Genomic DNA, 11,996 nt, shown 5'->3' with positions numbered 1-11,996 from the left:
ATTCCCATGCACACCTCAACACGCTCGCCCTCATCCTCTACCCCCCCCACACCCCGCCCCCCCGGAGCGCGGCGGCGCTTTCTGCTGGGCCTCGCCAGTTGGCCATTCGTGCCCTCATCCGGGTGGGCACAGACCGCCCCTTCGGACGTGCGACGGCTGCGCGGCACGCTGCAGCAGGTGGGGCCAGACCGCATCACCGTGCTCACCCGCGAGGGTGACACCGTGTCGCTGGCGCTGGGCGCGAAGCTCAGCGTGGCCGAGGTCTACCCCATCACCCTGGCGGAGGTGCAGGCCGGCAGCTTCATCGGCACGGCGGCTCGGCCCCAGGCCGATGGCAGCCTGCAGGCCATCGCAGTCACCGTGTTCCCCGAATCCGCCCGGGGCCTGGGCGAAGGGCACCGCCCCTTTGACCTGCAGGCCGACAGCACCATGACGAATGCGACGGTGGCCGATGTGGTCAGCGCGCCCGCCGGGCGCACCCTGCAATTGCGTTATGCGGGTGGACAGAAAACCCTTCAGGTCCCGGCCGGCACACCGGTGGTCACCTTCAGGCCCGCCGACCGCAGCCTGCTCGTGCCCGGGGCCAGTGTCTCCTTGAGCGCCCAGGTGCTGGATGGCGAAGCCACCGCGACCCGCATCAACGCCGGGCGCAACGGGTTCCGGCTGCCCTATTGATCAGAGCCTGTTCACAGGCCCTGGCCCGCCGGGGCGTTGAGCAGGCGCACCAGCCGCGCCGTCGAGGCCACCCCGGCCTTGCCTCGGATGCTGCGCAACTGGTGATCGACGGTGGACAACGAGCGCCCCAGGCGCCGCGCCACCTCCTTGTAACTCAGGCCCATGGCCACCAGTTCGGCCACCCGGCGTTCGGCCGGTGTCAACAGGGCCAGCACCGGATGAAGAGAGGCTGACCGCGGTGCAGATTCGGCTCGGTCTGACGCGTTGGCCTCGGTGGCCAAGGCCAGCAAGGGCCCGATCACCTGGCCCGCCAAGGCCGGCAGCTCGTCGCAGACCTCGCCCTGCCAAGGCGGCGTCTCGTGCTGCCAGTCGGCACAGATCAGGCCGACCGGCCCGCCGGCATGCAAGGGAAGCGCCATCTTGGCCGCCGCCCCTGAGCGCAGCAGGCGCTCGCGCAGGGGCTCAGCCATGCTGCGCTCCCGGGCCACACTGGGCACCGCCAGCCCGATGCGCCGACGCCAGACCTCGCGCACGCCCTGCTCGTCAGCCGCAAAGCGCTGGCCCAGCATGGAGGCCATGTCGCGGCCAGGCCGCCGGGTTTCGGCCAGCACCACATAGTCAAGCGGCCCCGTTCCCGCCAGCGCATAGCCGCCCAGACCGGCATCAACGCGGTCGGCACGCAGGGTCTCAAGCATCCAGTCGGTGGTGAGGCGCCAGCAGGCGGTCGGGTCGTCCAGGTAAAGCAGCAACTGGGCCGCCAGATCGCGCGCCGGGCGCCAGCGCAGAGCCTGCGGGCCTTCCAACAACTTCTGGCGCCAATGGCGTTGCTCACCCATGAGCAGCAAATCGGTCATGGCCGCCAATCTAAAGACGCGCAGCGGCTTGGCAATAGGGAGCATCCCGCAGGGCGAGGGGCGCTGGTTAACCCGAGTGCGAATCTTCGCGATGCCAAAGCGCACCGGCCTGCCCATACTGCCGAGACGCTGCCACCCATCGATTCACCGGGCTCAGCCCGTACCAGGTGCGGCCCAGCCCATTTTGATCACACGCCATGAAAACCTACCCTAACATTGTTGCCGGCCAACCCGTGCTGTCGTCCACCACGTTCGAATCCCGCAACCCGGCCACGGGCGAACTGCTGGGCCTGGTGCCGAAAAGCAGCCCCGAGCAGGTGGCCCAGGCGGTCGCTGCCGCCCAGGCCGCTCAGCCCGCCTGGGCCGCCCTGCCCGATGCCGAACGGCAGGCCGCCCTGGTGCGGGTGGCCGACATCCTGCACGCGCAACAGGAACACCTGGCCGAATGGATCACCCGTGAGCAGGGCAAGCCACTCGGCGGCGTGGGCCCCGACCAGGTACCCGGCGCCCGCTTCGAGGCCTACGCCTGCGAGGTCTGGACCCGCGTGCCCGCCAGCCTGGCACTGCCCGTTGAAGTGGCCTTTGAAGACGACACCCGGCGCGACGAGGTGCACCGCCAGCCCTACGGGGTGATCGCCGCCATCGCGCCCTGGAACTGGCCGCTGATGATCGCCATCTGGCAGATCATCCCGGCCTTGCGTGCCGGCAACACGGTGGTCATCAAGCCCTCTGAGCACACCTCCATCGGCACCCTGGAGATGGTCCGACTGATCAGTGCGGCCCTGCCCCCGGGCGTGCTCAACACCGTCACCGGTGCGGGCGACGTCGGCTCGACCCTGGTGAGCCAGCCCGCCGTGCGCAAGATTCTGTTCACCGGCTCCACCGCCACGGGCCGCCGCATCGCGGCCCTGGCCGGCGAGCGACTGAGCGCCTGCACCCTGGAGCTGGGCGGCAACGACGCCGCCATCGTGCTGCCCGATGCCGACCCGGCCGAGATCGCCATGGGGCTGTTCTGGGGGGCCTTTCTCAACATGGGCCAGACCTGCGCAGCCATCAAGCGCCTGTACGTACCCGCCGCCTTGCACGACGCCGTGGTTGGCGCGCTGCACGGCCTGGCCCAGGCCATGCCCATGGGCGACGGCCTGCAGCCCGGTATTGCCATGGGCCCGATCCAGAACCGCATGCAGTTTGACAAGGTGGTGTCGCTGGTGGAAAGCGCGAAGGCCGGCGGTGCCCGCATCGTGTGCGGCGGCGAGGCCCCGGGTGGACCTGGGCATTTCTTCCCGATCACGCTGGTCACCGACATCGACGACGGTGCCCCGCTGGTGGACCAGGAGCAGTTCGGCCCGGTGCTGCCCATCGTGCGCTACCGCGATCTGGACGACGCCGTGGCCCGCGCCAACCGGCTTGACGTGGGCCTGGGGGCCTCAGTTTGGGGTCGGGATGCCGAACAGGCCCGCGCCGTGGCCCTGCGCCTGCAGGCCGGCACGGTGTGGATCAACCAGCACGGGGCCGTGCACCCCATGGTGCCATTCGGCGGCCTCAAGGGCTCGGGGCTGGGGGTGGAATTTGGTCTGGAAGGCCTCAAGAGCGTCACCCAGACCCGGGTCATCAGCCTGAAGAAATGATGCCCAAAGGCCACGCTGGGGCCAGCCAATCCCGGCCCCTGGCGGCCTGCCTCAGCGCCGGCGCCCCGTGAGCGGGTAGGCCGGATCGGTGTAGCCCGGCGTGGACGGGTGGCCCGGCGCCACCAGCCCATCGACCAGGGCCTCGTCCTCGGGGGTGATCACCACATCGAGTGCCGGGCGGTAGTCCTGCCACTGCTTCAGGGTGCGTGGGCCCGCGATCACTGAGCTGATGCTGCGGTTGGCCAGCACCCAGGCGGTGGCAAACTGCGCCAGCGTGCAACCCTTGGCCTCGGCATGGGTCTTGAGTTGTTGGGCGATCACGAGCGACTCCTCACGGAACTCGGTCTCGGCGATGCGCTTGTCGCCCCGGGCCACGCGGCTGCCTTCTGCCGGCGGCTGGCCCGGCAGGTATTTGCCGGTCAGCACCCCGCGCGCAATCGGGCTGTAGGGCGTCACGCCGATGCCGTAATGGGCACAGGCCGGCAGGATCTCGACCTCGGGCATGCGATTGAGCAGGTTGTAATAGGGCTGGCACACCACCGGGCCCGGCATGCCCACCTGCTGCGCGAGTCGCACCAGTTCGGCAATGCGCCAGCCCCGGAAGTTCGACACCCCCCAGTAGCGGATCTTGCCTTGGCGCAGCAGTTGGTCCAGGGCACGCACCGTTTCTTCCAGGTCCATGTCCGGAAAGTCGCGGTGCAGGTACAGGATGTCGACATGGTCGGTCTGCAGACGCTGCAGGCTGGCCTCGGTCTCGCGCAACATCCAGCTGCGCGAGTAGTGGCTTTCGTTCACACGGCCTGACATCTTGTTGCCCAGCTTGGTGGCCAGCACCCAATCGTGGCGTTGCCCCTTGAGCAACTGACCGACCAGGGCTTCGGATGCACCTTGGGTGTACACATCGGCGGTGTCGATGTAGTTCACCCCCTGTTCACGGGCATCGGCCACGATGGCCGATGCCTCGTCCAGATCAGTCTGGTCGCCGAACATCATGGTGCCCAGGCACAGGGCAGAAACTTGCAGATTGCTCTTGCCGAGCGAACGGTATTGCATGGCGAACTCCTGTGAATGAAAGCGGCCCCGCACACCCTCTTCGATGGGCAGCGCCGCCGACAGCGGCCATACTATGCGCCCAAGGCCTCATCCGGCCTGAACGGGCCAGGACAAAACCCTGGTTTCCCATGACTTATTCCAGGCGCCCCCCAGCAGGGGCCGGTGCCCCCCCTGACATGCCCTTTTCATCTCTAGGCCTTACCCCCGAACTGGTCCACGCCGCCAGCACCCAAGGCTTCAGCGCGCCCACGCCGATTCAGGCCGAAGCCATTCCGGCCATCCTGCGCGGCGCCGACCTGCAGGGTCAAGCCCAGACCGGCTCGGGCAAGACTGCGGCCTATGCCCTGCCCCTGCTGCAACGCCTGCAAGCCCACAGTCCTGGCCGGGGCCGCCGCGTGCGCGCCCTGGTGCTGGTCCCCACGCGCGAGCTGGCCGCCCAAGTGGGCGAGGTGCTGCGCAGCCTGGGCAGCACCCTGCAGAACCCGCCCAAGGTGGCCGTGGTGTTCGGCGGGGTCTCGATCAACCCTCAGATGATGCGGCTGCGCGGCGGCGCCGATGTGCTGGTGGCCACCCCGGGCCGGTTGCTGGACCTGGTGGCGCACAACGCCATCCAGCTGGGTCAGATCGAGGTGCTGGTGCTGGATGAAGCCGACCGGCTGCTGGACCTGGGCTTTGCCGAAGAGCTGCAACGCGTGCTGGCCGAGTTGCCGGCCCAGCGGCAGAACCTGTTCTTCTCGGCCACCTTCGAGCCGGCGGTGCAGCAGTTGGCCGACGGCCTGCTGCGCGAACCCGTGCGCATTGCGGTGGCCGCCACCGAGGCCAACGAACCCGCCATCACCCAGCGGGTGATCCAGGTCGATGCCGGGCGCCGCACCGAGCTGCTGCGCCACCTCATCAAAACCCAGGGATGGGACCGGGTCCTGGTGTTCGTGGCCACCCAGTACGCCTGCCAACTGGTGGCCGGCAAGCTTTACAAGAACGGCATCTATGCCACGGTGTTCCATGGCGGGCTGAGCCAGGGGGCCCGCACCCAGGTGCTGCAGGAGTTCAAGGACGAGCGCTGGGATGTGGTGGTCACCACCGACCTGGCGGCGCGCGGCATCGACATCATGCAGTTGCCGGTGGTGGTCAACTACGACCTGCCTCGCTCTGCCACCGACTACGTGCACCGCATCGGCCGCACGGCACGGGCCGGCGAGGCTGGCACCGCAGTGAGCTTTGTCAGTGCCGACACCGAGGCCCACTTTGCCCTGATCGAAAAGCGCCAGCGCCTGAGCCTGCCGCGCGAACAGATCGAGGGCTTTGAGCCCCAGGAGGTGGCGGCTCCGCCACCGCCCGATCTGGCCCCGGTGCCTGGCACCGGCGGCGTCAAGGGCAAACGCCCGAGCAAGAAAGACAAGCTGCGCGCGGCGGCCGCCGCCGCCCAGGCCCAGGGCGGCGATCAAAAAGCCTGATCAGAGCGCCTGGGCCAGGCGGGCCACGCCCTCTTCGATCTTGGCCACGTCGGCGGTGGCAAAGCTCAGGCGCAGGGTGGCGTGGTCGGGGTTGGCGCAGAAGAACGGCGCCCCCGGCACAAAGGCCACTCCTTTTTCGATGGCGCGCTGGGCCAGCACATTGCCATCGGCCACCTTGCCGCCTGCGCCCGTCAGGCGGGCCCAGATGAACAGGCCGCCCTGCGGCTGGGTGAACTCGATGGCCTCGCCCAACTCGCGGCGCAGGGCCTGGCCCATGGCCTGGGCGCGTTCGGCATACACCGAGCGCACCTTGGCCAGCGTGGCCGGCATGCGCCCGGCCTTGAGGTACTGGGCGGCCGTGGCCTGGGCAAAGGTGCTGGTGTGGGCGTCGCTGAACTGCTTGCACATGGTGGCCTTGGCCAGCAACTCGGCCGGCGCGATCATCCAGCCCACGCGCAGGCCAGGCGACAGCACCTTGCTCAGCGAGCCGCAATGCACCAGCAACTCGCGGCTGCCCGGCACGCTGGCGCTCAGGTTCAGCAGGCTGGGCGGCGGCGCAGCGCCAAAGTACAGGTCGCCATAGGGGTCGTCTTCGATTACCAGGGTCTGGTATTTGACGGCCAGTTCCAGCACCTTCTTGCGTCGCTCCAGGTTCAGCGTGGCGCCGCTCGGATTGCCAAAGGTGGGGATCAGGTAGATGAACTTGGGGCGGTGCTCGGCGATCAAGGCCTCCAGTTCGTCCACTTTCACGCCCTCGCCATCGATGGGTGCGCTGACCAGTTCGGCACCATACAGGCGAAAGCACTGGATGGTGGCCAAAAAGGTGGGCCCCTCCACAAACACCTTGTCACCGGGGCTGATCAAGGCCTTGCCCAGCAAGTCCAGCGCCTGCTGGCTGCCGGTGGTGACGATCAGGTTCTCGGGGGCCACGTCGCTGGCCCCCTTGTCAGTCATGAAGCGGGCCAGTTGCTCACGCAAAGGGTTGTAGCCCTCGGTGGCGCCGTATTGCAGGGCACCGCCCGCCTCCTCGGTCAATGCGGTGTTGACGGCTTCGCGGATGCCGTCGACATCGAACATGGCGCTGTCGGGAAAGCCCCCGGCAAAGCTGATGATGCCGGGCTTGCCCAGCAGCTTGAAAAGTTCACGGATGGCAGAGGTTTCGACGTTGTCGAGGCGGTCGGCAAATTGCAATGGCATGGTGCATCTCACTTTCGGACGCACATTGTCGCCAATTCGCGTCCGCTCAACGTACACATGGCACCGCCAAGCCCCAGCTTGAGCCCGAATTGATGATGGACGGCAAACCAACATCGTGAAACATCCATATACAAATCAGGCGACGAAGGGCATAAATGAGGAACCTACCCAACTCTGACGAGGAATTGTCCATGCCCCAGCTTGAATCCTTTTTCCAGAGCGTCCAGTTGCCCACCATGCCCGAGGTGGCGCACACCCTGATCCGAACCCTGCACGACGATGACAGTTCCCCGCGCTCGGTGCGCGACATCCTGGCCCGCGACCCGGCCCTGACCGTGAAGCTGATCCGCCTGGCCAACTGCGCCCGCTTCGGCCTGCCGCGCACGGTGGCCAGTCTGGACGACGCGATCCTCATGACCGGCATGGAGCAAGTCCGTACCCTGGCGCTGTCGGCCTGCCTGAACGGGGCCTTCCCGATGATCACGGGGCTGAACCGCCAGGAGTTCTGGGAGCAAAGCATGGCCTGCGCCGGCTACGCCACGTGGCTGGCCCAGCGCCTGGAGGTCGACCCCCAGGCCGCGTGGCTGGCCGGGATGATGCTGCGCCTGGGCGAGCTGGTGATCGGCCAGCGCCTGCCGCAAGCCTTGTCCGAGATCGAACGCCAGCCCCACCTGCCCGGCGGGCGCTGGCAGCGCGAAACCCAGTTGCTGGGCTTCACCGAAAGCCAGGTCAGCGCCGAGATGGCACGGCGCTGGAACTTCCCGGAACTGATCGTGCGTGGGCTGGAACATGCCTCCGAGCCCATGGCCACCCGCCCCTTCTGCCGCATGGCCGGCCTGTTGCACCTGGCAGAACTGCTGGCCGAGACGGCACCCCATGCCGCCGATCCGGCCGAAGTTCAGCAAGCTGTGGCCAGCCTGCCCCAGGAGGTCATGCAGGCGCTGCAGCTGGATGCCGAGTGGATGGCCGCCCACCTGCCCCCGGTGGACAGCTTCATCGACATGAGCTCGCTGCAATGACAAAGCCCTGCCGGCACCGATCCCGGGCCAACAGGGCTTGGCTGCAAGCCCGCCCGGGACGCGACACAATGCGGTTCAGCCCACATTGAACCCGCATGAAGAAATCCGACATCGAACCCTTTTTTGCCACCCTCAAGGCGGCCAACCCCCAACCCAACACCGAGCTTGAATACACCACGGTGTTTGAGTTGCTGGCCGCCGTGCTGCTGTCAGCCCAGGCCACCGATGTGGGCGTGAACAAGGCCACCCGGCGTCTGTTCCCGGTGGCGGGTACGCCCGAGAAGATCCTGGCATTGGGCCTGGACGGGCTTGAAGACTTCATCAAAACCATCGGCCTGTACCACAGCAAGGCCCGCCACCTGCTGGAAACCTGCCGCATCCTGGTCGAGCAGCATGGCGGACAGGTGCCGCGCACGCGTGAAGCGCTCGAAGCCTTGCCGGGCGTGGGCCGCAAGACGGCCAACGTGGTGCTGAACGTGGCTTTTGGCGAGCCCACCATGGCAGTGGACACCCACATCTTCCGGGTCAGCAACCGCACCGGGCTGGCCCCGGGCAAGAACCCGCTGGAGGTAGAGAAGCAGTTGCTCAAGCGGGTGCCAGCCGCCTACGCAGTCGACTCTCACCATTGGCTGATCCTGCACGGGCGCTATGTGTGCCAGGCGCGCAAGCCCCAGTGCTGGCACTGCAGCGTGGCCGCCTGGTGCGATTTCAAGCCTAAGACCCCCAAGCCCTGACGTGACCGCTTCACGTCCCCCACGCCCCACCCACCGCACGGGGCACCCACCGCCCCGCCCCGGATCAGGCCCGCGCCAGCGCCCCCCGGTGCGCTGGCGCAGCAGCAGCGTGCTGGCGTTGTCGGCCTGGGTCGCCCTGTATGTGGCTGCCAGCCTGCGCTGGGAGGTGCCCTGGGGTGCCGGAGGGGTCTATGCCGTGATGAGCCTGGTCTGCTACCTGAGTTATGCCGCCGACAAATCGGCGGCCCGCCAGGGCCGGTGGCGCACCAGCGAACGCACCCTGCTGGCGCTGGGCCTGGCCTGTGGCTGGCCCGGCGCCATCCTGGCGCAGGAGCGCCTGCGCCACAAATCGGCCAAGCTGCGCTTTCGCGGCTGGTTCTGGCTGACCGTGGTGCTGAACCTGCTGGGCTTTGCCCTGCTGTTCACCCCGCTGGTGCCCGACTGGACACCAATCTACCCAGCCGCTCTGACTCAGCGCACCCAGTACTGAGGCAGGTTCTGCCCGTCGGTGGACACGCCTTCGCCGCGCCGGTAAGGCAGCATCGAGCCGGGCTGGGTGGTCAGCTGGGCCGCGATCTCGATGTGCGGGGCCTCTGAACTGACCGCCCCGAAGATGGTCGCGAACGAGGCATCCGCAGCATCATGCCCGGTGCCGATGCGCACAAAGCCCATCGGGATCGCCGTGCCGGAAGGGTCGAACAGGTACCAGTTGTGACCCAGGTAAGCCTCCACATAGGCATGGAAGTCGGTCGGGCCCAGGGTCGGGTCGGCCCCGAAATCAATGCCGGTGGTGAAGCGTGCCGGGATGTTGACGGCCCGGCACAGTGCAATCATCAGGTGGGCAAAGTCGCGGCACACGCCCACGCCGTCGCGCAGGGTGTCGATGGCCGAGGTCATCGAGTTGCTGCTGCTCGACTTGAACTGCACCCGCTGCTGCACCCACTGCTGGATCGCCTGCACCCGGGCATAGCCATGGGGCAAGGTGCCGAACTCGCTCATGGCCAGGGCGTTGAGCAGGTCCGACTGGCAGTAGCGGCTGGGGTACAGATAGGTCAGCACCTCGGGGGGCAACTGGGCCACCGGCACCTCGGGGATGGCAGCAGGCGGCAGTATCAGGTGGTCCAGGTCTGCCGTGGCGCGGTAGCTCACCTCCAGTGGCCCGGGCAGGGCGCTCAGGCGCAGGCTGCGCGCCTGGGTGGCCGGGTCGGTGTGCATCAGCAGGGGCAGGGGCTGGCTGACCAGCAGTTGCTCGTGCAGCACCCACTGGCGCCGGGTGTGGGCCAGTTGGATGTTGAAGATGAAGTCGGCCCCCGGGGCGGCCACCACGTAGCGCAAGGCAATCAGAAGTTCAAGGCGGACCATGGCTCAACCCGCCCCATGAAGAAGGCCGGCCCGGCCAGGGCAGAAAAACGAAGAGGGCATGGGGATCCAGACAATAAAAAGGAGAACGCACCGGGGACGTCAAGCGTCACCCGGGCTGGCCTGAAGATGCAGGCAAGAAGCAGGCCCGGTCACGGCGGCCGGGCGCTTGGGTCAGGGGGTTGGGCGGGATTTATGAGGGCCAGAGCGCAACAAATCCGCCCCATGGTACGCCCTGGCGGCCCCAGCCCAAGGCGCATGCCCATCCGAGCAGGGCGGGGATCAGCCGACAGACCCCGTCTGGGCCGGCAACTGGTGATCCAGATCGGGGCGCTTCCAGGGGTCGACGTGCGTCATCAGGTTGAGCACGCGGTGACGTGCCATCACGCGGTGCTGGGCGGCCACGGCGATGTCATGCCCGGCCTCCACGGTGAGCTGCGCATCCACCTCGATGTGGGCATCGACCACGATCATGTCGCCCATGCGCCGGGTGCGCACATCGTGCACACCGATCACACCGGGGGTCTCGACCAGGGTCTGGCGGATGGCGGCCACCTCTTCTTCGTCCACGGCCCGGTCCATCAGATCGTGCAAGGCATCCCAGCCAAACTGCCAGCCCATGCGGCCCACCATCAGGCCCACGATCAGGGCGGCAATCGGGTCGAGCAGCGGAAAACCGGCCAGATTGCCCGCAATGCCGGCCCCCACCACCAGCGATGAGGCCGCATCCGAGCGCGCATGCCAGGCGTTGGCCACCAGCAGACTGGATTTGACCCGCTTGGCGATCATCAGCATGTAGCGGAACAACAGCTCTTTGGACACCAGGGCGGCCCCGGCCACCCACAGGGCCACGCCGTGCACCTGGGGCACCGAATCGGGGCTTTGCAGCTTGAGCACGGCCGCCCAGAGCATGCCAGCGCCCACGGCCAGCAGAATCACCCCCAGCACCAGCGAGGCCGCAGTTTCGAAGCGCTGGTGGCCGTAGGGGTGGTCTTCATCGGCCTCTTTCTGGCTGTGGTGGTTGGCGAACAACACCACCGCGTCCGACACCAGATCCGACAGTGAATGAATGCCATCGGCCACCAGGCCCTGGGAATGGGTCAAGGCCCCGACGGCGATCTGGGTGGCACTGAGCGCCGTGTTCACCACCACACTGACCCAGGTGCTGCGGGATGCCGCGGCCGAGCGCTCGGCGCTGCTGTATTGGGTGTCTTCGTGGTCAGGTGGGGCGTCTTTGAATTGCATGCGGGAAATGGCGTCTGGCAGGAGCGCCGGAAAGCTCGGTCAGCCCCGATTGTGCCTGCCCGGCCGCGGCGCCGCTGAAACGGGCAGGCGGCCACTGGCCACGTACACGGTGTTACCCAGATGGGTCTGCAGCGACAGATCGATGCCTCGGTCGGCCAAGGGGCGCCAGGGCTGGTCCAACCCGTGCAGCGTGGTGACCGAATGCAGGGCGGCCAGCCAAACCAGGCCATTGAAGACCCCCCAGCCCGCCGGCGCCCATTGCAGCCCGGTGGCGACCACCCGGGCTCCGGGGCGCAGATGGCCCAGCACATGATCCACTGCGGCGGGCGTCTGAAGAATGTCGTGGGTGAAATGGAACAGGGCGGCATCCGCCCCGGACGGCAAGGCCGCCTGCTCGATCGGGGCACAGGCCAGGCTCACGTTGCGCCAGCCATGGCGCTGCACCCGGCGGCGCGCCTCGTCCACCATTTCGGGGCATTGGTCCACCGCCACCACCTGGCCTTGCGGGCCCACGGCGGCTTGCAGCAGTTCCAGGCTCATGCCGGTGCCGCAGCCCAGGTCCAGCACCGTCTGCCCAGGCTGCAATTGCAAGGTGGCAATGGCCTCGGCCCGGATCGCGTCGTACGGCGCCAATTGCAAGTCGTAAATGCCCGCGCGCCAGCGGTAAAGGCCCTGCGACGCCGCAGTATCAGGGGCGGGTTGGCGTTCTTCGGTTGCGCGGGACATGGCGGGCCTCCGTGAAGTGGACAGCCCACTCTAACCCGGCAGCGCCTTGGCG

General features: G+C 67.8%; 12 protein-coding genes. 6 read left to right on the top strand and 6 right to left on the bottom strand.

Features of this window, described 5'->3' with window-relative positions:
- Positions 1 to 6 precede the first annotated feature (6 nt).
- Complete coding sequence (locus AC3WUT_RS06665) at positions 7 to 675, top strand: hypothetical protein (protein ID WP_492346296.1); 669 nt, start codon at positions 7 to 9, stop codon at positions 673 to 675.
- Between the two features lie 11 nt (positions 676 to 686).
- Here the strand turns inward: AC3WUT_RS06665 and AC3WUT_RS06660 are convergent, their stop codons facing one another.
- Entirely contained in the window at positions 687 to 1,529 is an 843-nt protein-coding gene (locus AC3WUT_RS06660; RefSeq protein ID WP_492346295.1) for a helix-turn-helix transcriptional regulator, read from the bottom strand.
- Positions 1,530 to 1,726: 197 nt separating this feature from the next.
- Between AC3WUT_RS06660 and AC3WUT_RS06655 the strand changes: the two genes are divergently transcribed.
- A complete protein-coding gene (locus AC3WUT_RS06655; protein ID WP_492346294.1) occupies positions 1,727 to 3,157 on the top strand; it encodes an aldehyde dehydrogenase family protein in 1,431 nt (476 codons plus the stop codon).
- A gap of 51 nt (positions 3,158 to 3,208) precedes the next feature.
- Here AC3WUT_RS06655 and AC3WUT_RS06650 read toward each other — a convergent pair whose 3' ends face one another.
- Entirely contained in the window at positions 3,209 to 4,210 is a 1,002-nt protein-coding gene (locus tag AC3WUT_RS06650; protein ID WP_492346293.1) for an aldo/keto reductase, read from the bottom strand.
- Between the two features lie 176 nt (positions 4,211 to 4,386).
- Here AC3WUT_RS06650 and AC3WUT_RS06645 point away from each other — a divergent pair, with 176 nt between their 5' ends.
- Positions 4,387 to 5,664, top strand: a complete 1,278-nt coding sequence (locus AC3WUT_RS06645) for a DEAD/DEAH box helicase (protein WP_492346292.1) — start codon at positions 4,387 to 4,389, stop codon at positions 5,662 to 5,664.
- Here the strand turns inward: AC3WUT_RS06645 and AC3WUT_RS06640 are convergent, their stop codons facing one another.
- Positions 5,665 to 6,855, bottom strand: coding sequence for an aminotransferase-like domain-containing protein (locus AC3WUT_RS06640; protein WP_492346660.1), 1,191 nt, complete (start codon positions 6,853 to 6,855; stop codon positions 5,665 to 5,667).
- A gap of 197 nt (positions 6,856 to 7,052) precedes the next feature.
- Between AC3WUT_RS06640 and AC3WUT_RS06635 the strand changes: the two genes are divergently transcribed.
- The 3 genes from AC3WUT_RS06635 (at position 7,053) to AC3WUT_RS06625 (ending at position 9,104) form a co-directional block, all read left to right on the top strand.
- A complete protein-coding gene (locus tag AC3WUT_RS06635; protein ID WP_492346291.1) occupies positions 7,053 to 7,880 on the top strand; it encodes an HDOD domain-containing protein in 828 nt (275 codons plus the stop codon).
- A gap of 95 nt (positions 7,881 to 7,975) precedes the next feature.
- Complete coding sequence (nth, locus tag AC3WUT_RS06630) at positions 7,976 to 8,614, top strand: endonuclease III (RefSeq protein ID WP_492346290.1); 639 nt, start codon at positions 7,976 to 7,978, stop codon at positions 8,612 to 8,614.
- Position 8,615: 1 nt separating this feature from the next.
- Positions 8,616 to 9,104, top strand: coding sequence for a DUF1294 domain-containing protein (locus tag AC3WUT_RS06625; RefSeq protein ID WP_492346289.1), 489 nt, complete (start codon positions 8,616 to 8,618; stop codon positions 9,102 to 9,104).
- Here AC3WUT_RS06625 and AC3WUT_RS06620 read toward each other — a convergent pair.
- The 3 genes from AC3WUT_RS06620 to AC3WUT_RS06610 form a co-directional block, all read right to left on the bottom strand.
- A complete protein-coding gene (locus AC3WUT_RS06620) occupies positions 9,086 to 9,976 on the bottom strand; it encodes a transglutaminase-like domain-containing protein (RefSeq protein WP_492346288.1) in 891 nt (296 codons plus the stop codon). The two genes, AC3WUT_RS06625 and AC3WUT_RS06620, sit on opposite strands and share 19 nt — an antisense overlap.
- Positions 9,977 to 10,255: 279 nt before the next feature.
- A complete protein-coding gene (locus AC3WUT_RS06615) occupies positions 10,256 to 11,218 on the bottom strand; it encodes a cation diffusion facilitator family transporter (protein ID WP_492346287.1) in 963 nt (320 codons plus the stop codon).
- A gap of 39 nt (positions 11,219 to 11,257) precedes the next feature.
- Complete coding sequence (locus tag AC3WUT_RS06610) at positions 11,258 to 11,944, bottom strand: class I SAM-dependent methyltransferase (protein ID WP_492346286.1); 687 nt, start codon at positions 11,942 to 11,944, stop codon at positions 11,258 to 11,260.
- Positions 11,945 to 11,996 lie beyond the last annotated feature (52 nt).

Source organism: Curvibacter sp. EU05-FHT14A10 (assembly GCF_058791075.1).
Note: the sequence above shows the minus strand (reverse complement) of the source record. Positions and strands in the feature narration are given on the sequence as shown.